Origin of the sequence: Chitinimonas taiwanensis DSM 18899 (assembly GCF_900119825.1) — a bacterium.
Classification (GTDB): Bacteria; Pseudomonadota; Gammaproteobacteria; order Burkholderiales; family Chitinimonadaceae; genus Chitinimonas; species Chitinimonas taiwanensis.
Window position 1 is genome coordinate 61,152 of sequence record NZ_FPKR01000013.1, and the last position, 23,184, is coordinate 84,335.

19 protein-coding genes and 1 pseudogene are annotated in these 23,184 nt (G+C 63.8%); 12 read left to right on the top strand and 8 right to left on the bottom strand.

All coding sequences use genetic code 11. From position 1 onward, the window contains the following. The first annotated feature begins 940 nt into the window (after nt 1-940). Both BT173_RS19425 and BT173_RS15770 read left to right on the top strand, forming a co-directional pair. Entirely contained in the window at nt 941-1,324 is a 384-nt protein-coding gene (locus BT173_RS19425) for a hypothetical protein (protein ID WP_139256191.1), read from the top strand. 253 nt (nt 1,325-1,577) lie between these two features. Next, nucleotides 1,578-1,742: pseudogene (locus BT173_RS15770) on the top strand (23S rRNA (uracil(1939)-C(5))-methyltransferase RlmD); the annotation flags it as partial. A gap of 86 nt (nt 1,743-1,828) precedes the next feature. On the opposite strand, the gene folB reads toward BT173_RS15770, so the two are convergent. Continuing rightward, entirely contained in the window at nt 1,829-2,188 is a 360-nt protein-coding gene (folB, locus tag BT173_RS15775) for a dihydroneopterin aldolase (RefSeq protein WP_072429635.1), read from the bottom strand. A 95-nt stretch (nt 2,189-2,283) separates the two neighbouring features. Between folB and plsY the strand changes: the two genes are divergently transcribed. After that, the gene (gene plsY / locus BT173_RS15780) at nt 2,284-2,904 is read left to right on the top strand and encodes a glycerol-3-phosphate 1-O-acyltransferase PlsY (RefSeq protein WP_072429636.1); all 621 of its coding nucleotides are present in this window, start codon (nt 2,284-2,286) and stop codon (nt 2,902-2,904) included. 43 nt (nt 2,905-2,947) lie between these two features. Here plsY and BT173_RS15785 read toward each other — a convergent pair whose 3' ends face one another. Together BT173_RS15785 and BT173_RS15790 are read right to left on the bottom strand one after the other, a co-directional pair. Continuing rightward, nucleotides 2,948-3,697, bottom strand: coding sequence for a LytR/AlgR family response regulator transcription factor (locus tag BT173_RS15785; RefSeq protein WP_072429637.1), 750 nt, complete (start codon nt 3,695-3,697; stop codon nt 2,948-2,950). A 20-nt stretch (nt 3,698-3,717) separates the two neighbouring features. Next, nucleotides 3,718-4,950: a sensor histidine kinase gene (locus BT173_RS15790; RefSeq protein ID WP_072429638.1), complete on the bottom strand. Its 1,233-nt coding sequence runs from the start codon at nt 4,948-4,950 to the stop codon at nt 3,718-3,720. A gap of 268 nt (nt 4,951-5,218) precedes the next feature. On the opposite strand from BT173_RS15790, the gene clpB reads away from it, so the two are divergent. Further along, nucleotides 5,219-7,801, top strand: coding sequence for an ATP-dependent chaperone ClpB (gene clpB / locus BT173_RS15795; protein WP_072429639.1), 2,583 nt, complete (start codon nt 5,219-5,221; stop codon nt 7,799-7,801). A gap of 74 nt (nt 7,802-7,875) precedes the next feature. On the opposite strand, the gene BT173_RS15800 is transcribed toward clpB, so the two are convergent. Next, nucleotides 7,876-8,766, bottom strand: a complete 891-nt coding sequence (locus BT173_RS15800; protein WP_072429640.1) for a LysR family transcriptional regulator ArgP — start codon at nt 8,764-8,766, stop codon at nt 7,876-7,878. A 122-nt stretch (nt 8,767-8,888) separates the two neighbouring features. On the opposite strand from BT173_RS15800, the gene BT173_RS15805 reads away from it, so the two are divergent. The 6 genes from BT173_RS15805 (at nt 8,889) to BT173_RS15830 (ending at nt 15,437) form a co-directional block, all read left to right on the top strand. Further along, nucleotides 8,889-9,497 (top strand): LysE/ArgO family amino acid transporter, encoded by a 609-nt coding sequence (locus BT173_RS15805; RefSeq protein WP_072429641.1) that lies wholly within the window; start codon nt 8,889-8,891, stop codon nt 9,495-9,497. 108 nt (nt 9,498-9,605) lie between these two features. Beyond that, nucleotides 9,606-10,760 carry a fatty acid desaturase family protein gene (locus BT173_RS15810; protein WP_084658722.1) on the top strand — a complete coding sequence of 385 codons (1,155 nt, stop codon included), beginning with the start codon at nt 9,606-9,608 and terminating at the stop codon, nt 10,758-10,760. A 37-nt stretch (nt 10,761-10,797) separates the two neighbouring features. Then, on the top strand, nt 10,798-11,781 hold the full coding sequence (locus BT173_RS15815) for a proline dehydrogenase family protein (RefSeq protein WP_175545626.1): 984 nt from the start codon (nt 10,798-10,800) through the stop codon (nt 11,779-11,781). A gap of 33 nt (nt 11,782-11,814) precedes the next feature. Further along, nucleotides 11,815-13,068: an ATP-grasp domain-containing protein gene (locus tag BT173_RS15820; RefSeq protein WP_072429643.1), complete on the top strand. Its 1,254-nt coding sequence runs from the start codon at nt 11,815-11,817 to the stop codon at nt 13,066-13,068. Then, complete coding sequence (locus tag BT173_RS15825; protein ID WP_072429644.1) at nt 13,065-14,282, top strand: MFS transporter; 1,218 nt, start codon at nt 13,065-13,067, stop codon at nt 14,280-14,282. Before BT173_RS15820 ends, BT173_RS15825 begins: the two co-directional genes overlap by 4 nt. A 24-nt stretch (nt 14,283-14,306) precedes the next feature. Next, nucleotides 14,307-15,437, top strand: coding sequence for an aminotransferase class V-fold PLP-dependent enzyme (locus BT173_RS15830; protein ID WP_072429645.1), 1,131 nt, complete (start codon nt 14,307-14,309; stop codon nt 15,435-15,437). Nucleotides 15,438-15,606: 169 nt separating this feature from the next. Here BT173_RS15830 and BT173_RS15835 read toward each other — a convergent pair whose 3' ends face one another. The 4 genes from BT173_RS15835 to BT173_RS15845 all read right to left on the bottom strand — a co-directional run bounded on the left by BT173_RS15835 (nt 15,607) and on the right by BT173_RS15845 (nt 18,398). Beyond that, complete coding sequence (locus BT173_RS15835; protein WP_072429646.1) at nt 15,607-16,137, bottom strand: DUF7482 domain-containing protein; 531 nt, start codon at nt 16,135-16,137, stop codon at nt 15,607-15,609. A gap of 130 nt (nt 16,138-16,267) precedes the next feature. Then, the gene (locus BT173_RS19695; RefSeq protein WP_175545627.1) at nt 16,268-16,411 is read right to left on the bottom strand and encodes a hypothetical protein; all 144 of its coding nucleotides are present in this window, start codon (nt 16,409-16,411) and stop codon (nt 16,268-16,270) included. A 71-nt stretch (nt 16,412-16,482) separates the two neighbouring features. After that, nucleotides 16,483-17,496: an AraC family transcriptional regulator gene (locus BT173_RS15840; RefSeq protein WP_072429647.1), complete on the bottom strand. Its 1,014-nt coding sequence runs from the start codon at nt 17,494-17,496 to the stop codon at nt 16,483-16,485. Further along, nucleotides 17,496-18,398 (bottom strand): GGDEF domain-containing protein, encoded by a 903-nt coding sequence (locus tag BT173_RS15845; protein ID WP_072429648.1) that lies wholly within the window; start codon nt 18,396-18,398, stop codon nt 17,496-17,498. The genes BT173_RS15840 and BT173_RS15845 overlap by 1 nt, the downstream gene beginning before the upstream one ends. A gap of 385 nt (nt 18,399-18,783) precedes the next feature. Between BT173_RS15845 and BT173_RS15855 the strand changes: the two genes are divergently transcribed. Together BT173_RS15855 and BT173_RS15860 are read left to right on the top strand one after the other, a co-directional pair. Further along, on the top strand, nt 18,784-21,285 hold the full coding sequence (locus BT173_RS15855; protein ID WP_072429650.1) for a TonB-dependent receptor: 2,502 nt from the start codon (nt 18,784-18,786) through the stop codon (nt 21,283-21,285). A gap of 53 nt (nt 21,286-21,338) precedes the next feature. Then, nucleotides 21,339-23,183 (top strand): phytase, encoded by a 1,845-nt coding sequence (locus tag BT173_RS15860; RefSeq protein ID WP_072429651.1) that lies wholly within the window; start codon nt 21,339-21,341, stop codon nt 23,181-23,183. Nucleotide 23,184 lies beyond the last annotated feature (1 nt).

Below are 23,184 nucleotides of genomic sequence, written 5' to 3' on the forward strand. Positions count from 1 at the left end.
GTTATGGGTCGATAGCTGACGTTCCAGCCTAGTGCAGCCAAGGTCCGTTTTGGACGAGAAGCTGCCGCGGTCACAACCATGTATACAGGCGGTACAAACGCTTTCACGCCTTAACCAGTCACATCCGGGGAAGGACACCACTTTCATCCTCGATTTCGTGAACGATGTCCTTCACTGTGCAGTGAAACGGGGCTAGTTCCCGTTTCACTCAGCACCACACGCCGCGCAGCACAGTTAGCGGGGAACACTTGGACGTCGCAACCGGATTTTCAGTCAGAGTCATGTCCGCTGGATTCATGGCAGGCATTCATTTACCTCCCACCAATTTACCTCCTACCCACGCCCAGACCACCCTCTATCTACCTGCTGATTAGGTCCTATTTCCCTCCTTTTTACCTCTCTGTTTCCGCACTTTGACGGCCAGCCCAGGACCCGTGACCGCAGAGAGAGCCTCACAGTAACCTCCCCCCACATTCGCCATATTGTCCAAGAGGCGATAGCGTTACGCAGGCGCACTTGCAGCGCCCATTGTCACTCACTGATTATTTACTATGTTATTGATTTTAATGGATTTTTTAGGGTAACACCGGGGTCGCGGTAAGTCAAAATTTGCAATATGTTCGGCACTCTCCGTTGACTCCAGAATGAGGCTAAACGTGTCGAACACTCCTACGCCAGATACACCTTGCAAGCCCCTGAAGGTTCCATTCGACTCGGAGGGGGCGCGTTCATGGCACATCACGTTACGTTGATTGAGTTGGTTGTCCCGCCTGAACACGAAGCACATGCCATCTCGCATGGAGCCATGCGTGTAGAAGGAACACAGGTTTGGTTTGCTCGGATGCCTATTTCACCCGAACTCAACTCGTACGTCGCACCCAGGCATCAATCCCTAACTACGCAAGCTCATAGACCAAGGTGTGTGAACTGCGGAATACCAATGACCAAGCGCATTGGGGGTGCGCGTATGCGACTTTTTTGGGGCTGTCCCAACTACCCAAGATGCAACTTCACAAAGGCATGGGACAAATTTACCGAAAGTATCAACATCAACGGGCTCTCTCCCTCGGATGTAATGAGAAGGCTCCTAGCCAATCCAACAACAGGCCTACAAGTCATCGACTTTTTCATGTATGCCATAGATAAGTTCTCAAATCCGAGCGATGCTTGGCTCTGGCTGACAACTGAAAACCCGCTAACCGGGAATATCCAACCGATAAAGCTGCTTATCGATACGGGAACCTATGAGCAAGTACTTAACATTGTCGTTTGTATGGACTTTGCTTCTTCAACGAAGCTGACTCGTAGCTCCTCTAGGCGATGAGTTCTCATGCAGCGTCTGCTGTTCAGCCGTGCTCATCCGACTTGAACCTAATAACAGGTGCATATTCGACCTCAATATGCACCCGTTATGCACCTAATGAGAATAGCTCCCATCCGTAGACAGCCACGTAAGGTGCATGGACAGTCTGAATCGACTATCCTGATGTACGAGAGAAGGCGGCTACGGCATCTGGTCGCACCGAGATGATTTCTCGGTAACTCATTGAATATGCAAGTCCATCGACCCCGAGCACGGCCCCAAGCGCATCGTCTATGTGAGCTGCAACCCGGCCACGCTGGCGCGCGACGCGAATGTGCTGGTCAATGTGAAGGGCTACAAGATGAAGACGGCTGGCGTGGTGAATATGTTTCCGCACACCGGCCATGTGGAATCGATGGCCTGGTTCGAGAAGGAATAAGCAGGTCCAGGGCTAGCAAGCCCAGCATGAAAAAAGCGACTGTCTGCACAGTCGCTTTTTATCTGTCGCGCCAGGCTTGGCACGGCTTAGCCTCCGCGGTGACCGCGTTCCACCGTCACACCAACGCGCCCCACCTCGTGCAGGATGCCCAGCTTGGTGACCGACACGCGTATCCACGGCGTGGAGAAAGCCCCCATCAGATCCTGGGCGATATACTCGGCCAGCCGCTCCAGGAGCAGGAAGTGCTGCTCGGCCAGCACGGCGCGCAGGCGGTCCACCACGTCGGCATAGTTGATGGTGTCGGCCAGATCGTCGGTCTGGCAGGCGCGTGCGCTGGGAATACCCAGCTCCAAATCAATCTCGACCACCTGGGGGGCGACGCGCTCCCAGTCGTAAACGCCGATCAGCGTTCTGGCCTTCACGCCGTGCAAATAAATAATGTCCATGATGGGTGCGGAGGCTGCTCCAGCGCTTGCTTGCTACCGCTGAGAGCCGCAACCGGCTTAGAATCCGGGGCGCCCATTGTAGAGGAAATCGCTTGATGTCGCCCGCCGTGCCCCCAGTGCTGTTTGTCATCGCCGCCTACCTGATCGGCTCCATCTCATTTGCCATCGTGGTCAGCCGTGCCATGAAGATGTCCGACCCGCGCAGTTATGGCTCGGGCAACCCCGGTGCCACCAATGTGCTGCGCTCGGGCAAGAAGCTGGCCGCCGTGCTGACCCTGCTTGGCGATGCGCTGAAAGGCATGCTGATCGTACTGGCGGCCAAGCTGGCCGGGCTGGACGATACCTGGGTGGCCGCGGTGGCGATTGCGGTCACGGTGGGCCATATGTGGCCGATCTTCTTCCGCTTCCAGGGCGGCAAGGGCGTGGCCACCGCGGCCGGTGTGCTGCTGACCCTGGACTGGCGGCTTGGCCTCGCGGCATTGGCGGTGTGGATAGCGGTGGCGGCGCTGACCAAGCTGTCCTCGCTGGCAGCCATCCTGACCGCCGTGGCGGCCCCACTGCTCTGCCACTGGCTGGTACCGAATCGGCCGGCTATCTTCGGCGCCGTGCTGGCGATTGCCGCACTGCTGGTACAGCGCCATAAGCGCAATCTGCTCAATCTACTGGCTGGCACCGAGGGCAAGATCGGCCAGAAGGCCAAGACCGACGCCAACTAGGCCGGCCAGCGCCAAACAGAAGCCCCGCAGTGCGGGGCTTTTTTCATTCGCGGAACAGATGGGTGAAGCTGCGGCTGACCGGCAGCTTTTCGCTACAGCCCTTGACCAATACCTGCATGCGCTCGGCATCGATACGCTCGGCGGCGGCAATCGCGTGCACATTCACCATGGTGCCGCGGTGAATCTGCCAGAAGCGCTCGGGGTCGAGCCCACCGAGCAGATCCTTCAAGGGGGTGCGGATCAGCGCTTCGGAATCAGCCAGCACCACGCGCGTGTACTTGGTGTCGGACTGGAAAAACAGCACATCGTCCACGTTGATCAGCTTGATCTGTTTGCCCACCGAGGCCTTGATCCATTTCAGCCTTTCCTGCGCCTGTGCAGGCACAGCGGCTTTCAGCTGGCTGAGGATGGCCGCCAGATCGCTCGGTGGCTGGGCAAGCTTGGCGCGGATACGCTCAATCGCCTTGGTCAATCGGCCGGCGTCTACCGGCTTAAGCAGATAATCGACCGCCCCGGCCTCGAAGGCATCCACCGCGTACTGGTCGTAGGCGGTAACGAATACCACATGCGCGGCCATGCCGATGCGCGCGGCCACCTCCAGCCCCGACATACCGGGCATGCGGATATCGAGGAACACCACCTCGGGCTCATGGGCCAGGAAATCATCCCAGGCATCGTTGCCGTTCTCGGCCACGGCCACCAGCTCGGCCTGCGGCCAGTGCTCGTGCAAGAGGCCCTGCAGACGCTCGCGCATCAGTGGCTCGTCCTCGGCAATCAGCACACGTGTTTTCATCGCTTTCCTCCCCGGCTGGCTCAGACCGCTGCCGGCAATTGCAGGCGCGCGGTGGCGCCGCCGCTGTCGTTATTGAATAAGTGCAGCTCGGCCGCTTCACCAAAAGCCAAGCGCAGGCGCTCGCGGATGTTCTGCAGGCCCACGCCGCTTGCGCCGAGCGACTCACCCAGGCCCTGTCCACTATCGGCCACATCGATGCACAGCTGGCCAGCGCTGGTGGCAACCGATACTTGAACACTGCCGCCGCGCAGTGCAGGTTCGATACCGTGCTTGATGGCATTTTCCACCAGGGTCAGCAACATCATGGCCGGCACGCGCTGCTGGGCCAGGTCGGCCGGCAGCTGCAGGGAGAACTGCAGGCGTGCGGCGAGGCGTACCTGCATCACCTGCAGATAGGCCTCGATCAGCTGGAAATCCTCGCCCAGCGTGACGGTTTCCGCGCGCATCTGCGCGAGGCTGCCACGCAGGAACTGGATCAGGTGCGCGGTCAGGGTGGCGGCGCGCGGTGCGCCCTGCTCGGCCAGCTGCTGCACCGCACCCAGGGTGTTGAACAGGAAGTGCGGCTCGATCTGCGCTTCCAACAGACGCAGGCGCGCCTCGCTCAACTGGCGGGCCAGCCGCTCGCGTTCGGCATCGGCCTGGGCCTGGCGTAGCAGTTCGTCGTGCTCGCGCTGGCGGTAGCGTGAAATCACATAGTGGGGCAGCCAGAGCAGCAGAAAGCCGATGCCCAGCGCGGCCAACAGCAGCGGTGCCCGTTCACGGAAATGAAGCAACCAAGGCTCCAGGCCGCGCTCGTACACGGCAAAGGCGCTGGCCAGCAAGGCACCGCAGGCCAGGCCCGCAGCCAGGCTACGCCCCATGCTCAGGCGGCCCAGCCAACCACGCCCGCGCCGCACCGTCTGGCGGCTCTCGTAGCGATAGCCGAACCAGGCACCCAGCACCATCCAGCTCAGGCCCCAGATGATGGCGACACCCAGGTAGATCGAGCTGGCCATACCCCAGCTGGGTGTAAACAGGGTATGGGCAAGTGCACCCAGTAGCATGCCCAGCGGCAAGGGCAGCAGGAAGAGCGCTGCGGCGCGCCAGCCATACCAGCGCGCATAGAAATCCAGCCACTGGCGGCGCTCAACCGGGCTCATATCGCGCGTGTAGCGCAAATACCACTCGGGCAGGCCGGCATCCACGGCCGGATCACGGATCGGTGCATACCAGCGCGCCTCCCAGGCCAGATAGCGTTGATACAGATTGCGCATGCCACTCCCTTCTTGAACCGTGCCGGCCGCCTTGGGCCGACTGGCAAGCACTTGTTTAGATCGACCCAGGCAAATTACCCATTTATGCGCCTGCGGGCAGCGCTGGCGCGACCAAGCCCCAAAGCGGTGGGACCAGCGACGAAAAATGCGCCACTGGGCAAAACTTGTCGTGGATCAAATCCCCTGCTTGGCGCAGGGCTTTTCGCTTGAAAAGCGTGCGGACTCGCCCAACCTGAGGAGCAAGTCAACCACTTCTGGGGAACGCACTATGCGCTACGACAAACTCACCACCAAGTTCCAGCAAGCCCTGGGTGATGCCCAGTCGCTGGCGCTGGCCAATGACAACGCCTTTATCGCGCCCGAGCACACGCTGGCTGCCCTGCTCAATGATGCCGAATCGGGGGCAGGATCGCTGCTGGCGCGCGCCGGCGTGAATGTAAACCGCCTGCGTACCGGCCTGGAGCAAGCCATCAAGCGTCTGCCGCAGGTCAGCGGCACGGGCGGCGAAATCACCATATCGAAGGAACTGGCCAATCTGCTCAACCTGACCGACAAGGCAGCGATGAAGCGCAACGACCAGTTCATTTCGTCCGACCTGTTCCTGTTGGCCCTGATGGACGACAAGGGCGAAACCGGCCGTCTGCTGAAAGAATATGGCGGCAAGAAGGAGGCGATTGCCGCGGCCATCGATGCCGTGCGTGGCGGCGAGAGCGTGAACAGCGCCGATGCCGAGGAAAAACGCGAGGCCTTGAGCAAGTACACGCTGGACCTGACCGAACGCGCCCGCCAGGGCAAGCTCGACCCGGTGATCGGCCGCGACGACGAGATCCGCCGCGCGATCCAGGTGCTGCAGCGCCGCACCAAGAACAACCCGGTACTGATTGGCGAGCCAGGCGTGGGCAAGACCGCCATTGTGGAAGGCCTCGCGCAGCGCATCGTCAACGGTGAGGTGCCGGAATCGCTCAAGCACAAGAAGCTCTTGGTGCTTGACCTCGCCTCGCTCTTGGCCGGGGCCAAGTATCGCGGCGACTTCGAGGAGCGCCTGAAGGCGGTGCTTAACGAGCTGGCCAAGGATGAGGGCAATACCATCATCTTCATCGACGAGCTGCACACCCTGGTCGGGGCCGGCAAGGCCGATGGCGCGATGGATGCCGGCAATATGCTCAAGCCGGCGCTGGCGCGCGGCGAGCTGCATTGCCTGGGCGCCACCACGCTGGACGAATACCGCAAATACATCGAGAAGGATGCCGCACTCGAGCGGCGCTTCCAGAAGGTGCTGGTGGATGAGCCCTCGGTGGAGGCCACCATCGCCATCCTGCGCGGTCTGCAGGAAAAGTACGAAATCCACCACGGCGTGGAGATCACCGACCCGGCCATCGTGGCGGCGGCCGAGCTATCGCACCGCTATATCACCGACCGCTTCCTGCCCGATAAGGCGATCGACCTGATCGACGAGGCGGCCAGCCGCATCAAGATGGAGATCGACTCCAAGCCCGAGGTGATGGACAAGCTTGAGCGACGCACCATCCAGCTCAAGATCGAGCGCGAGGCGGTACGGCGCGAGAAGGACGAAGCCTCGATCAAGCGTTTTGCCCTGATCGAGGAAGAGATCGCGCGTCTGGAAAAGGAATACTCAGACCTCGAGGAAGTGTGGAAGGCCGAGAAGGCTGCCGTGCTCGGCTCGCAACATATCCGCGAGGAAGTCGAGCAGATCAAGCAGGCGATGGAAGAAGCGCGCCGCAAAGGCGACTGGCAGAAGATGAGCGAGCTGCAGTACGGCAAGCTGCCGGAGCTCGAGGCCAAGCTCAAGGTGGCCGAGGCAAGCGAGAGCGGCCCCAAGCAGAACCAGCTTTTGCGCACCCAAGTGGGCGCCGAGGAAATCGCCGAGGTGGTCAGCCGTGCTACCGGCATTCCGGTGTCCAAGATGATGGAGGGCGAGCGCGACAAGCTATTGCAGATGGAAGACGCGCTGCACCGCCGCGTGGTGGGTCAGGACGAGGCCGTCACCCTGGTGGCCGATGCGATCCGCCGCTCGCGCTCTGGCCTTGCCGACCCGAACCGACCCTATGGCTCCTTCCTGTTTCTGGGCCCGACCGGGGTGGGCAAGACCGAGCTGTGCAAGGCGCTGGCCACCTTCCTGTTCGATACCGATGAGCACATCGTGCGCATCGATATGAGCGAGTTCATGGAGAAGCATTCGGTCAGCCGCCTGATCGGCGCCCCACCCGGCTATGTCGGCTACGAGGAAGGCGGCACGCTGACCGAGGCGGTGCGGCGCAAGCCTTACTCGGTGGTGCTGCTCGATGAGGTGGAGAAGGCTCACCCCGATGTATTCAATGTGCTCTTGCAGGTGCTGGATGATGGCCGCCTGACCGATGGCCAGGGCCGCACCGTGGACTTCAAGAACACCGTGATCGTGATGACCAGCAACCTTGGCAGCCAGCACATCCAGGCCATGGCCACCGATGATTACCAGCTGGTCAAGCTGGCGGTGATGGGCGAGGTGAAGACCCACTTCCGCCCCGAGTTCCTGAACCGTATCGACGAGCTGGTGGTGTTCCATAGCCTCGGTGAGGCGCAGATCGCCGGCATTGCCAAGATCCAGCTGCAGCGCCTGGAAAGCCGTCTGGCGGCCATGGAGATGGGCTTGCAGGTGTCGGACGCGGCACTCGCTCACATTGCCCAGGCCGGCTTCGACCCCGTGTATGGCGCGCGGCCGCTCAAGCGCGCGATCCAGAGCGAGATCGAGAACCCGTTGGCCAAGGCGATCCTGGCCGGGCAGTTCGCGGCCAAGGACCGCATCGCGGTCGAGGTGGTGGACGGCAAGCTGCGTTTCCGCAAAGCGGCCTGATCCACCAGCGTACTTGCAAGCCAACGGCCCCGTGTCTGCCTGACATGGGGCCGTTGGCGTTTCTGGCTGGCCGCCTAGCGCTGGCGCAAGGCCAGGCGCGCGCCGCCGATGATGCGGCGGAAGATATTCTCCACCCCCGGCGCCTGTATCTGCCAGGCATGAAGATACAGGGGCACGCTGGCCGGATGCGATGGGTTCAGGTCGATCAAGGCACCGCTCTTGAGTTCCTTGGCGATCGCCAACTCGGGCACCAGCGCATAGCCAAAATGCAGGCGCGCCATGTCCACGAAGCCCTGCGAGGACGGAATGATGTGGTAGGGATAGTGGTCGTCGCCAATGCCGAAATGGCGCGCTAGGTATTCGGCGTGCAGATCGTCCTTGCGGTTGTAGACCAGGGCCGGCGCCTGCTCGAGCGCAGCGCGGCTGAGCCCATTGGCAAAGTGGCGGCGCGCGAACAGCGGCGTGGCCACGCATAGATAGCGCATGACGCCGAGCGCTTCGGCTGTACAGCCCTGCATGGCCTTGGCGCGGGTGGAGATGCAGGCCAGCACTTCGCCGCGCGCCAGCAGCTCATGCGTGTAGTCCTGGTCCTCGACATGCAGCTCGGCTAGATAGGGCGATTTATCGAAGGCATCGGCCAGCACCTGGGGCAGCCAGGCATGCAGGCTGTCGGCATTGCAGGCCAGCGCCAGGCGCGATGGGCCGACCGGGTCGCCGCCCAGATCACGCAGGGCCTCGTCCTCCAGCAGGCGGATACGTTCCAGATAACGCGACAGGCGCTGCCCGGCCGGCGTGGGCATACATGGCCGCCCGCGCGTGAGCAAGGTGTGACCGAGGCTGGCTTCCAGCGCACGCACGCGCTGCGACACGGCCGACTGGGTCAGGCCGAGCAGCGCAGCGGCGCGCTCGAAGCTGCCTTCGCGGCAGACGGTCAGATAGGCTTCCAGTTGCTTGCCGTCGAACATATGTATTAGAGAAATTTAAGTATTGAAAATTATATTAATAATAATCGCGGAAAGCCGCCCCGGCCAGCTAGTCTGCGCACTTCTTGAATGGCAGCGGCCCAGCAGGCCGGAAAGTGCAGCGGATGAATCCTCTTTACTGGCAGGGCCTGGGGCTGGGCAGCAGCCTGATTGTGGCGATTGGTGCGCAGAATGCCCATGTGCTGCGCATGGGGCTGTTACGTCGCTATGCCTGGCAGACCGCCGCTATCTGTGCCCTGTGCGATTCGATCCTGATCACCATTGGCCTGCTTGGCATGGGCGCCCTGCTGGCCAGCTCGCCAGCCCTGCTGGCCGTGGCGCGCTACGGCGGCGCGGCCTATCTGGCCTGGTATGCGCTGCGCGCACTGCGCGCCGCCACCGAAAGCCACGCGCTGGACAGCGAGCCCAATAGCACGGTCAGCAGCTGGCGCTCCGCCCTGCTCACCGCGCTCGGCTTCAGCCTGCTCAACCCGCATGTCTACCTCGACACCGTACTGCTGCTGGGCAGCATAGGCGGGCGCAACCCCTGGCCCGAACGCATGAACTTCGGCCTCGGCGCGATCACCGCCTCGGTCGTGTGGTTCTTCTGCCTGGCAGGGCTGGCCAGCCTGCTGGCGCCCTGGTTGCGCCGCCCCATCATCTGGCGCGCCATCGACCTGCTGACGGCCTTTGTCATGGGCAGCCTGGCCATCAGCCTGCTGGTATTCGGCTAGTTCCGTGTGCGCGCGGGCTGCACGCGCGCCCATCGTTTGGCTATTGCAGGGCGGTCAATCAGTCGCAGCGCCATTAACAAGAAATACATCGTTTCCAAGGGGAAAAGCATGCAAGCCAGTCCGGGGCGGGAAAACCCGCTCGATCTGCAGGTATCGTCAGCGGTATTAAGGCAGCTCGAGCCATTATGCAAGAAGGATAATTATCACTGCCTGCTGGCACTGGCTTTTGATTACACGATGATTGCCATCGCGATTGCCTGTTGCCTAGGCGTTTCCTTCTGGTTTTATCCGCTCGCACTGATTCTGATCGGTTCCACCCAGCGCGCCTTTGTTAATCTATTGCATGAATCGACCCATACCACGCTGGCCAAAAACCCTCGCCTGAATCTGGCTGGCGGCACGATATTTTCCGGCTATCTGGTATTTCATTTATTCAATCCCTACAAGAATTCCCATATCGGCCAGCACCACCGCCATCTGGGTGATCCAGAGCTGGATCCCGACTATAACTTTCATCTGAAATGCGGTTTATATAACGATGAGGAAAGTACCAGCAGCTTCTTTTTGAAGAATATGCTGTTTGCCATCGTCGGCTTTCGCTCCTTCGATTACATCCGCTATGTGGTCAAGGACCGGGTGTTATTCAAGCAAGCCAGCCTGATCGTCAATAGCCCAATCACCATGACCACCGAGCGGCTGGTATTAGTCGTGCAATGGAGCGTGATTATTGGCGTATGTGCATATTTTGGCTGGCTGCTGTATTTGCTGTTGTTCTGGATCGTGCCTTTATTCACCACCGCCATTGCGGTGGGCTGGCTGACTGAATTGGCCGAGCATTATCCCTTGCCGCAATCCGAGCAGAAAACCCTGCTATTGACGCGTAATCGGCATGGCTGGTGGATAGAGCGCTTTTTGCTGGGCCGCCACGATGACAACTACCACCTGGTCCACCACCTGCGCGCCGCGATTCCCTTTTTCAATATGAAGAAGGCGCACGCGATCTTATTGCAGGACCCGGCCTACCGGACCTGGGATGCGCTGTGGGGCGGCGTGCTGAGCAAGAACAAGGCGAGCGAGGAAACGCTGCTCAGCTATCTGGCCAAGTACCGCCACTGGCGGCGCAGCAAGGCCGCCCCAAGCGAGCTGTCCTTTGCCGAGCAGGTGCTGCTGGCCGGCATGCCGCTGTCTGCCCCACCCGCCCCGACCGCCACGCCAGCGACCAGCCCCACGCTGCTCGCCCTCACGCCGCAGACACAGAACTAGCCCTTCCCACCCCGCCAACGAGATCGGAGCCTATTACATGCATATGGATATTTCCCTGCCGCTGGATTTACTGCACGCCAGTACCGCAGGTTTGAAGCGCCTGGCGCTGGACACCCGTTGCCGCGAGGCCTTCCTGCAATCGCCGCTGCTGGCCGAGGTGCTGGCCGGGCCGGCCAGCCGCTACATCCTGGCCGACCGGCAGGCCGAGCTGGCCGACAAGCTCAACATCCTGGCCGACAAGGGCTATCTGCTCGGGCTGGAATATGTGGGTGAGGAAGTGAGCGCGCCGGACGAGGTCGAGGCCATCGTGGCCGAATACCTGCAGCTGATCGAAGGTGCCGAGGCTTTCAGCCTGTGGCGGCCGGTGCAGCTGGGTTTCGACCTCAGCAATGTCGGCCTGCTGATCTCGCGCGAGCTGGCAGTGCAAAACGCCGCGCGCATCCTGAAGGCCGCGGCCGCCAAAGAGATCCGCGTGGTGCTGAGCATGGAGCGCTCTTCCATGGTGGACAGCATCCTGTCCATCTTCTTCGAGCTGGCACCTCAACACGCCAATCTGGGCATCACGCTGCAGGCCCATCTGCATCGCACCGCGGTCGATCTGGAACGCGTGCTGCCCTTCGGCCGCAAGATCCGCCTCGTCAAGGGCGTGTACCGCGAGCCGGCCGATGTGGCGCTGCCGCGCGGCGCCGAGCTCGATGAGCGCTATCTGGGCCTGCTGGAACGCATCCTCAGCAGCGGCACCGAGGTGGCGGTGGCCACTCAGGATGGCGGGCTGATCCAGCGCATCCGCGCCAGTGGCCTGGCACGCGGGGTGACTGAGTTCGAAATGCTGCACGGCGTGCAGCCCGAGGTGCTCAAGTCGCTCAAGGAAGCCGGCCTGCCCTGCCGGATTGCCGCTGTCTATGGGGTGAACTGGTATCTGCACTTCCTGCACCGCCTGGCCGAGTACCCGCCCAATCTCTTCGTGGCCCTGGCCGACCTGCACCAGCCCGAGCGCATTCGTTTTGCCGCTGCTTATTGATCGTTGATCGCTGCCCCAAGAGGAAACCACGTCATGACTGAAACGCAATTCATCGGGGTCGCCGTCGATGCCTATTCGACCGGCAACTTCCTGCCCGCCGCCTTCGCCCGCCACGGCGCCAAGCTCATCCATGTGCAGAGCACGCCGGCACTGATGCCCAGCATGCTGGCACCGAATATGAATGAGTACCTGGAGAACATCGTCTTTGATAATGAGGCGAACACCGTGCAGCGCCTGGGCCGCCACCAGCCGGTGTGCGTGATTGCCGGCCAGGAACCGGGTGTGCCGCTGGCCGACCGCCTGAGCGAGCTGCTCGGCCTGCCCAGCAATGGCTCGGCGCTGTCGCCGGCACGGCGCAATAAGTACGAGATGATCGAAACCCTGCGCGCCAACGATATCCGCTGCGCCGAGCAGTTCAAGGCCGACAATGCCGAGGAGATCCTGGCATGGGTGCGCGAAACGCACTGCCTGCCCTGCGTGGTCAAGCCGCTCAGCTCGGCCTCCACCGACGGGGTGGTGATCTGCCACAACGAGGACGAGGTGCTGGCCGCAGCGCGCCAGGTGCTCGCCTCGCGCGATATCTTCGGCCTCGCCAACCGCGAAGTGCTCGTGCAGTCCTATCTGGATGGGGTCGAGTACATCGTCGATACCGTGAGCGCCTATGGGCGCCACTATGTGTGCGGCATCTGGCGCTATGAAAAACGCCTGATCAGCGGCGGCAAGAATATCTACGACAAAGACATCCTGATTGCCGAGGACGCACCGGAAGTCGCCCCGCTCATCCACTACATCCACAGCGTGCTGGATGCACTGGGCATCGAGTTCGGCCCTTGCCACGCCGAGGTGATGCTGACCCAGGCCGGCCCGGCCCTGGTTGAAGTGGGCGCGCGCCTGAACGGCAATATGCACCCGGACTTCCACAATGGCTGCCTTGGCCATAACCAGGCCGATCTGATCGCCCAGTCCTATGTCACGCCTGGCCTGTTCGCCGAGCGCTTTGGCGGCCGCCACTACCGCAAGCGCCAGGAAGCCATCGTGTTCAATGTGGCCACCAATATTGAAGGCACGGTGGTCGGCCTGAGCGAGCAGGTGGTCGCGCAGATCAATGCGCTGCCCAGCGTCTTCCTGGCCAGTTACAAGGTCAAGCCGGGCCAGCAGCTGCGTCCAACCCAGGACCTGCTCAGCAGCCCGATCCGGGTGTTCATGCGCGCCGATAATTACGAGGACATCCTGCGCGATTACGACGTGATCAACCGCCTCAAGCACGAGGTCTATGTGCTGCGATGATCACAACCGTGCTCAAGACCCTGGCCAGCCTGAACCCGCAGCTGCGCGCCCAGTTCATCACCACCCTGCTGTTCCGCTCCGGCACCATGGCCTTCCCCTTCCTGGCAGCCTATCTGCTTGGGCAGGGGCGCTATGATGCGGCCGCGATCGGCCTCGTGGTGGCGGCCTTCGGCGCCGGCGCCCTGCTGGCCGATCTGAGTGCCGGCCCGCTCCTGCAGCGGGTGCCGGCGCGCACGGTGATGCTGGGCGCGCTGACGCTGAATGCGTCCGTCCTCGTCGTGGCACCGGCCGTCAGCGATATCTGGCTGCTGCTGGCGCTCACCTTCTTCTGGGGCGTGTGTTACGAGGCCTATACGCCGGCCAACTACATGGCCACCGTTACGCATTCGAGCGAGGCCGAGCGCAAGATCGCCTTCTCCTGCAACCGGCTGGCCATCAATATCGGCATGGGCATCGGTCCAGCCCTGGGCGGTCTGCTGTTTGCCTGGACACCGAGCGCGTTGTTCTATCTGAATGCGGCCATGGTGCTGGCGGCGGCGCTGTTCTATGCACTGGCCACCCGCCATGCCGGCCGAGCGCAGGCCAACAAGCCGGCACCGACCGCAGTGCCAGCGACACCGGCAGGTGCCAGCGCGCCAGCGGGCGATGGGCGCTTCTGGGCCGTGTTCGGCCTGGCCCTGCCCATCCACCTCGCCTATGCGCTGCCGCCCACCTTGCTCGGCGCCTATGTGATCAACCAGCTTGGCCTGCCCAGCTGGTGGGCTGGGCTGTTGTTCAGCGCGAATGCCTTTTGCGTGGTGCTGTTCGAGCTGCCGCTCAATGTGGCCATGCAAAAGCTCTCGCATGCGCGCTCGCTAACCATAGGCTATAGCCTCGCCGCCGCCGGCTTCATGCTGATGGGGGTATCGGCCAATCCCTTCATGCTGCTGGCCGGCACGCTGCTGTGGACGCTGGGCGAGATGATCGTCTTCCCCAGCCTGCTCTACTACGTGAGCGAGGTGTCGGCGCCGCAGCAGATGGGCCGCAATATGGGGCTCTACTCGGCCGGGGTGAATATCGGCCTGATGGCGGCACCGCAGCTCGCGCTGGCCCTCGGCCCACACACGGGCGCACAGGCCTGGTGGCTGTCGGGTGCGCTGGTGGCGGCCGCCCTGCTGCTGATCCTGGCCATACGCCGCCAGCCGCGCCTGTGGCTGGTCGAGCAGCGCGCTTAATCTCTTCCCGAACAAGGACAATACATGGAAGCGCCGATCCACCTGAATACGGCAGGCGCGGGCCTGCCCGCCGATGTCGTCAGCCGCAGCATGTGCCACTACCTGCAGCAGGAAGCGCAGCGCGGCGCCTATGAAACTGAGCTGGCCCACGCCGAGATCCTTGAGCATGGCGTGTACCAGAGCATTGCCCAGCTGATCGGTGCGCAGGCCAGTGATATCGCGCTGTTCGATTCGGCCACGCGCGCCTGGCATGGCCTGCTGCGCCTGTGCCGCTTTGGGCCTGCCGATCGGGTCTGGGTCACCCCGTATGAGTACGCCGGTAATCTGATCGCCCTGATCAACTGGCAGCGCCAGTATGGCTTCCAGCTTGAGGTGATTCCGCTCGATCCGCATGGCGATATCGACCTGGCCTGGATGCGCCGCCATCTCGATGATGCGGTGGCGCTGATCTCGGTCGTACATGTGCCCTCGGGTTGCGGCACGGTCAGCCCACTGCACGAGATTGCCACGCTGGTTGCCGGACGGCGTTGCTGGTTCGTGGTCGATGCCTGCCAGTCGGTCGGGCAGATACCCATCGATATCCGCAGCCTGGGCTGCGATGTGCTGACCGCGGCCGGGCGCAAATTCCTGCGCGGCCCGCGCGGCACCGCTTTCGCCTATCTGTCGCCGCGCTTTCGCGCCGCCGTACCGCCCGATTTCTGTGATCTGCATGTGGCCCAGGTGCAGGGCCTGCATGGCTACCGGGTTGCGCCGCACAGCGCGCGCATCTACGAGCTGGCCGAGCGCAATATGGCGGCGGTGGTCGGCCTGCATGCGGCCGTGCAGTACCACCTGGGGCGCGATACGCGCAATGCCGAGGCGGTGTTCGCCCAGCTGATGCAGGGCCTGGCCAAGGTGCCCGACACCCGCCTGATCGCGCCGGGCACACGCCAGCAGGGCATCATCAGCTTCCAGCACCGCAAACGCCCGGCCGGCGAAATCGTCGACCGCCTGCGCGCACGCGGCTTCAATAGCTGGGTGATGACCGGCCACCACACGCCCATCCTGATGGAGGCCTTGGGGGTGGACACGGCCGTGCGCCTGTCGGTGCATTACTACAACAGCAGCGAGCAGATCGAGCAGCTCCTGCGCGTGATACCCGAGGTGCTGGCCTAGGCACTGACGGCCCGCCACACCATGGCCGCGGTGGTGCTGCTCAATAAGGTGGAGAAGGCCCAACCGGACGTATTATCGCGATGGACGGCGGGTGTTCTCCAAGACAGGCTGAAAGGTGGCATGACCACGGCCGGCGCAGAGGCTGCGCCGGCCGCTGTCATGGCAGACATCAGGGCAGGCTTACCCCCGGCAGGAACTGTTTGCCCAGACCGATGACTGGGCAATTCACGATGATGGGCAGCGCCTCCAGGCGGATATCGCCGGCATCCTCTGCCGTCAGCACGTCCTGTTCCGATTTCAGCACCCGCACCTGCTTACCGGTCTGCCAGTGGACCATCACCACCTGCCACAGCGGGCTGTAAGCGCGCTGTTGATTGTCGCCCCCCAAGGGTTGCGGCGCTGATGGCAGCACGCTGCCCTGCTCGCCCGCGGCAAATTTGTAGACCCGATCCAGGGCAGAACGATAGCCGGGCTGCGACGTCGGGCCTGGCAGCACGTTGGCCAGCCGTGACACCCAGTTCGCGCCGGCCATGCGTGCCATGGCCCGATCTGAAATATCGGTCGTCACATAGTGCACCGGCTCACCCTGGAACCAGCCGGTTTGCAAAGGCAACACAATGCCTGCCTGCTTGGCGACCGGCGCGTGGCCGGCACAAGCGCCGACCAGCAACAAGAGCGGCATCGCCGCCACGGTACGCATTGCAAGACCTAACCTTAGCAGCAACATGACGCCCCCCTTCTCATGACCAAGGACACCGGATGGCGTCCCTCGCTTGGTCGTACAGTCTGGCTGACCCTGACAGCTTGAGCGGTGAAATGTCCCGGCAACTTCATTTGTCCGCCTGGGCCAGGCGGCGCAGCGATTCAGCCAGCTTCTCCACCCGCTCGCGGGTTTCCAGCACCAGGCGGCCAATCTGCTCGGCCGAGCTGTGAATGCCGAACAGGCTGAGCAGCATGCTAAGGGGACTGGCCATGACGATTTCCTCCGGGCAGCTTTTTTATGGGCTTGTTCCGATACCGCAGAAAACGTTATAGGCAAGATTGGCTAGGCCAGCTGCGGCCCAAGCAGCGCCGCCTGCAGCCCGGTCCAGCGGCTGAAGGAGCGGCGGAAATTGCGCGCATCGTGAAAGCCAAAGTGCGCGGCCAGCGCAGCATGGTCATAGCCGTGGAATTGCAGCAGGAAGAGCGCCTCATGCGTGCGCACCTGGTCGAGCATGGCCTGAAAATGCGTGCCGTGGCGCGCCAGGTGGCGCTTGAGCGTGGCCGGGCTGGTGGCAAAGGCTGCCGCGCTGTGTTCAAGGCTGGGCGGCGCATGCAGGCTGGCGCGCAGCTGATCGTAGAGCGCCTGCAAGAGGCTGCGCGGCGTAGCCAGCGGCTCGAGCTGGCGCAGCGACAAGCTCACGCCAGCCGCCTGGCCACGCGGCCAGGGCCGCTGCAGCCAGTGCGCGTCGACCACCATCGCGTCGAACTGCGCGCCGAAATGCAGGGCGCTGCCCAGGTGCACCGCATGCTGGGCCAGCTCACGCGGGCGGGTGCGGTTGAAGTAATAGCGCCAGGGCAAGGGCTCGCCGCCCAGCCAGCGCACCATGCCGGTCAGCGCGGCCATATGCAGCTCGACCAAGGCCGGCAGCAAGGGGCCGGCGCCCACGCTATCGGTCCAGTAGACGATGGCCAGCTCACCCTCGATGCGCAGGCGCGGCCCCAGCAGCGGGCAGAAGCGCGCCTGCTCGGCCTCCAATATCTGCAGCGCCTGAGCGAGGTCCACCGCCTGGGCGAGCGCCAGGCTGGCCGCCCCATAGTGGCCAGGCAACCATTGCTGGCCGAGCTGGAAGCTGGCCCCGCGCTCATCGGCCGCGCATAGCAGCTGGCCCAGCAGCTGCAAGAGCTGGGCCGGGCTCAGTCGCTGGCGCCCATCCAGCAAGCCAGCCTCGCTGAGCCCGCTGCCCTTGAGTAGCCCAGCCAGCGGCAGATCGCGGCTGCGCGCGAACTCCAGCAGCAGCGCGGGCTGGTGCTGGCTGGCAATCAGCGCGGTATCGGCGCTGTAGCAGTGCGCGAGCATCAGGCCGGCTGGGGATGGTGAAAGTGCATCGGTGCCGGCTCCAGCGCGGCATTCAGCGCGGCCAGCAGCGCATCGGGTGCGCTATCGGCCAGCGCGCACACTACGCGCGCCGACAGCGGCAGGCGCGCGCCACCGCGGCGCGGGTAGTAGGCAAGCTGGGCCACGCTGGCACGCAACTGCTCGGCCATGGCCTGCGCCTCGGCCGCGCTGGTTTCCGGCAGCAGAATCGCATAGCGGTCGGCCGCGTAACGGCAGAGCAGATCGTCATTACGCAGATTGAGCAGCAGCAGATGGCCGAGCGCCTGCAGGAGCCGGTCGCCCTCGGCCGCGCCCAGCTCGCGGTTGATGGCATGGAAGCGGTCGATATCGAGCAGCACCAGCGCGCAGGGCTGGCCCGGACAGCGCGCCTGCTCGAGGCGGATCTGCTCGCGCAGATAGCCGGCATCGGCCAGCTGGGTCAGCCGGTCGAAGGCGCGGTGCTCGCGGAACAGGCGCTCGCGCCGGTGCAGCTGCTCGCTCAGGCTGAACTGCTCCTCGCGCCAGAAATACAGGCCGGCCGTGAGCATCAGCATGCCAAGCGGGCTCAAGGTCGATTCCAGCCAGTTGTCCCACAGGCTGGCCTCGGGCAGGCGGTAGAACTCGTCCAGGCAGTCGGCCCAGCTGCCTAGCATCAGCCCACCCAGGCCCAGGGCCAGCAACATGGTCACCCGCCCGCGTGGGCGGCTGCTCAATATCTGCCCCAGCCACACCGCCGCCATCAGCGCGGTACCGCCTTCGCCGGCGATATCCATCCACTGCCAGTGCGCGGCGGGCTTGGGCAGGCCCTGGGTCTGGAATAGGCATAGCAGGGCCAGGAGGCTGAGGCCGAGCAGACATAGTGGGGTGCGATGTAAATGCAGCATGGCGGTACAAACTTGGTAAGAACAAAGGACGCCAGACTAAGGCGCCAAGATGGCAGGCAGATGGCAAGGTGGCCGGCGCGGCAATTCAGCTCAGCCGCTGCGCAAAGTGCTGCCTCGGCCCGTACGCACGGCCCGACCAAGCCAGTGCACCAGCGACTGAAAACCTCTTTTAGATCAGTGCGTTGGCATCCATTCCAACCCAATCCCCAGCGCCCCTGCCGCACTGGCAAAACAGCTCAACCGCCCACCAAAACCACGCCAAGTCACTGATTTTTCGAAACAAGTCCTCAGCACTGTCACGAAACCGCAAAGCCCACCCCCTAGCTTGCAGCCCCGACGCCACCGCCCTTTGCCGCGGTCGCCACATCAGCTTGAGGGAGCTTTCATGTCATATCCACGCATCACAGCGGCACGCCATGGCCAGCGCTACAGCGTACTGGCCCTGTGCCTGGCCAGCCTGGCGCAAGGCGCGCTGGCCAATGAACACAGCAGCGAGACGATTCTGGTGATCGGCCAGGCCGCGCGCATCAAGAGCGCACTGGACGCGCAACAGCAGGCCGACAGCATCGTCAGCGTCGTGCACGCCGACGGCATCGGCGCGCTGCCCGACACCAATGCGGCCGAAGCGCTGCAGCGCGTGCCCGGGGTATCGGTCGAGCGTGACCAGGGCGAGGGCCGTTATATCCGGGTACGCGGCCTGGGGCCCGATCTGAACAGCGTGACGGTGAATGGCAGCCTGCTGCCCTCGCCCGAGAGCGAGCGGCGCGCCGTGATGCTGGATGTGATTCCGGCCGGCCTGATCCGCGCGCTGGAAGTGCACAAGACGCTACTGCCCGAGCAGGATGCGAACTCACTGGGCGGCACCGTCGAGGTGAAGACCCTGTCTGCCTTCGACCAGCCCGGCCAGCTGGCCACGCTGGAGGTGGAAGCCGGCCGTGACCAGAACACCGGCCAGACCAGCCCCAAGCTGGCGGGCAGCTGGGCCAATCGCTTTGCCGATGGCCGCCTGGGCCTGGCGGCCGGCCTGAGCTGGGAGAAGCGTAAATTCGGCTCGGACAATGTGGAGACCGGCGGCAAGTGGGAGGAAGAGGACGGCGAAGCAAGGCTGGCCGAATTCGAGCGGCGCGACTACCTGATCACGCGCGAGCGACTCGGTGCGGCTTTCAATCTCGACTTCAAGCCGCAGGCCGGCAGCCACTTCTTCGCCCGCAGCCTGCTCAGCCGCTACAGCGATAGCGAGGTGCGCCAGGCGCATCTGATCGAATTTGCCGATGCACAAGCCGAGGGTGTGGCCGGCGATGCCGAAGCCAAGCGCGAGCTGAAGGACCGCAAGGAAACCCAGCAGCTGCGCTCGCTGGTGCTGGGCACCGGCCAGCAGCTTGGGGTATGGAAGCTGGATGCGCTACTGGGCCTCGGCTACGCAAGCGAGAAAGAGCCGCAGCATATCGCCGGTGCGAGCTTCAAGGGCGAAGACGATTTCAGCGCGATCGGCTTTCACAATGGCCGCCAGCCCGCCCTGTTCGGCCCGGCCAGCTTGAACGAGGCCAGCCAGTACAGCCTGGACGAGGTGGAGCTGGCGCAAACGCGCAGCACCGACCGCGAACGCAATCTGCGCCTGGACCTCGCGCGCAGCTTTAGCCTGGGTGAGGCCGATCTGCGCGTGAAGTTCGGCGCCAAGACCAGCCGGCGCGATAAGCGCAGCGATGCCGAAGTCTGGCTGTACGAGGACTTGGGCGACGCTGGATTCAGCGATGCACAGCTCAATCTGCGCGCCTTCAGCGCCGGGCGCGTCGATTATGCGCTGGGCGACTTCGGCCCGGCCCTGTCGGGCAGCGCGATCCGCCAGCTGCTGGGCGGCCTTGCGGCAGCCGACTACCGCGATGAGGAAGAGTCGCGCGTGAACGACTTCGAGATCCGCGAGGACATTCGCGCCGCCTATCTGCAAGGCACGCTCAGCCAGGGCGCTTCGCGCCTATTGGCCGGCCTGCGCTACGAGGGTACCCGCCTGCGCGCCAGCGGCACCGGGCTGGAGAACGGCGACTTCGTGGCCAGCCAGCAGCAACACGACTACCACCAGTGGCTGCCCGCCCTGCACCTGCGCCACGATCTGAGCGAGGCCACCAGCCTGCGCGCCGCCTGGACCCAGGCCGTGGTGCGCCCCACCTTCGGCCAGCTGGCGCCCGGTTTCGTGATCGACGACAACGAGGCGAGCTTCGGCAACCCCCAACTCAAGCCGCTGCGCGCACGCAATCTGGACCTCGGCATTGAACAACGCCTGGGCCGCGCTGGCAGCGTGTCGGCCTACCTGTTCCATAAGCGCATCAAGGACTTCATCTACCAGACCGACCTCGCCGGCAGCGGCGAGTGGGCCGATTTCGATGAGGCGATCAGCTTTGCCAACGGCGATGCGGCGCGCGTGCGCGGCCTGGAACTGAGTTTTACCCAGCATTTCCAGAACGGCTTGCTGCTGGCCAGCAATGCCACCCTGTCGCGCTCCAAGGCGCAGATTACTCAGCGCGATGCGGATAGCGGCCAGCTGCGCGCGCGCCAGATCAGCCTGCCCAGCCAGTCCGACCGCACGCTGAATCTGAGCATTGGCTATGAAAAAGGCCCGCTCAGCCTGCGCCTAGCCGGTAACTACAAATCGGCCTATCTGCTGGAAGTGGGCGATGTGCTAGACGCCAACCAGGACCTGCAGGTGGCTGCGCAGACCCAGTACGACTTCTCGGCGCACTGGCAGCTGAGCAAGCGCACCCAGCTGAGCTTCGAAGCGCTGAACCTACGCGACGAGCCCTACTACGTGTATGCGGGCCGGGCCGAGCGCAATGCGCAGTACGAGCAATATGGACGCAGCTACAAGCTGGGCCTGAAGTTCGCGCTGTATTGAAAAAACACTGGAGCCAGCCGACGAATCGGCTGACCCACCAAGGAAAGCACCGTATGCACTTCACCAAAACCTGTGCCCTGCTGCTGGGCACGCTGCTCGGGCCGGGCGCCATGCTCAGCCCGGCCCAGGCCGCCCTGCCCCAGCCGCTCAAGGCCGACAAGCTCGTCGCGCTGCCCGAGGGCGGCTGGCTGCTGCAAAGCAAGACCATGCTGCGCAGCATCGATGCGCAAGGCCGGCCCAGCGCCGAGCTCGCGCTGGCCAGCGAAAAACTCGATGTACGCCGCGATGGTGCGCGCACCTTGGCCGTCCTGGTCGAGCGCAGCCAGCAACGCGTACAGGGCCTGTATCTGCAAGCCGGCCAGTTCCGCCCGGCCTTCACCCTGCCCGCACTCGGCTTTCCCATTGAAAGCCTGTGTCTGTACCGCGACCCGCAGCAATTGCTGCATGGCTTCTTCATTGGCGAGGAAGGCCGCGGCCAGCAATGGCTGCTCAGCGGCCCGGCACCGCGCCTGCTGCGCGAGCTGGCCCTGCCCACCGGTGTGGTCGACTGCCAGGTCGACGATGCGCGCGGCGAGCTGCTGCTGGCCGAGGCCGATTTCGGCGTGTGGTCCTACCCGGCCGATGCCGAGCGCAAGCTACGCCGCACGCCGGTGCTGCTCAAGCAACCCTATGGCCCGCTGCAGCAAGGTGCACTCAGCCTGGCGCGCTTACCGGGCGGCCTGGCGGTGCTGGACGGCAAGGGTGAGCGCGCACATCTGCTCGCGCAGACCAGCGCGGGCTGGCAGGCACGCAGCAGCCTGCGCCTGCCCGCCGGCAGCGCGCAGCTGGCCATCGACGCGCGCGCCAGCCAGCTATGGCGCCAGGACGAAGACAGCGAGCAATGGCAGGCGCAGGCGCTGCGCTGGTCGGTACCCAAGCTACCCGTCGCGGCCGCGCTGCCCATCGTGCTACCGAGCGGCCAGACCGAGCCGGTGGCGCGCCTGGGTGACGCGGCCGACGATCCAGCCATCTGGATCAACCCGCGCGATGCCGCGCAAAGCCGCGTGCTCGGCACTAATAAGAAGCAGGGCCTGCTCGTATATGACCTAGCCGGTAAAGAGACTCAGCTTTTGGCAGTGGGCCGCCTGAACAATGTCGACCTGCGCCAGCAGGTGCGCCTGGGCGGCCAGACGCTGGACCTGGCGGTGGCCACCCACCGCGATGCGCTGGCCCTGGTGCTGTTCGGCATCGATGCGGATGGCCAGGTCAGCGAGCGCGCGCGTATTCCCACCGGCCTGCCCGATATCTACGGCGTGTGCCTTTACCAGCCGCCCGCTGGCGGGCTGGAGGCCTTTGTGAACGATAAGGATGGGCGCTTCCAGCACTACCGGATTGAATACCAGGACGGCCAGTTCAGCGGTCGCAAGCTGCGCGAATTCCGCCTGCCCAGCCAGCCCGAGGGCTGCGTGGCCAACGATCAAGACGGCGTGCTGTTCATGGGTGAGGAGGACCGCGGCATCTGGACCATATCGGCACGCGCCGAGCTGGGCGCTAAGCCACGCCTGCTCATGCCGGTGGGCGCGCAGCTGCACGCCGATGTGGAAGGCATGGCGCTCTACCACGGCAGCGCAGCCAGCTATCTAGTAGTGTCCAGCCAGGGCAATGACAGCTATCTAGTGCTGGATGCCAAGCCGCCGTTTGCCGTGCGCGGTGCGTTCCGGGTCGGCATCCAGGCCGAGCTGGGCATAGACGGTGCCTCGGAAACCGATGGGTTGGAAGTGACGTCCGCCAATCTGGGCGGCGTGTATGGCCAGGGCATGCTGGTGGTGCAGGATGGTCACAAGCGCCTGCCCGATGGTGCGCAGAACTTCAAATACATTGCCTGGCAGGATATCGCCCGCGCGCTGGCCCTGCCCTGAA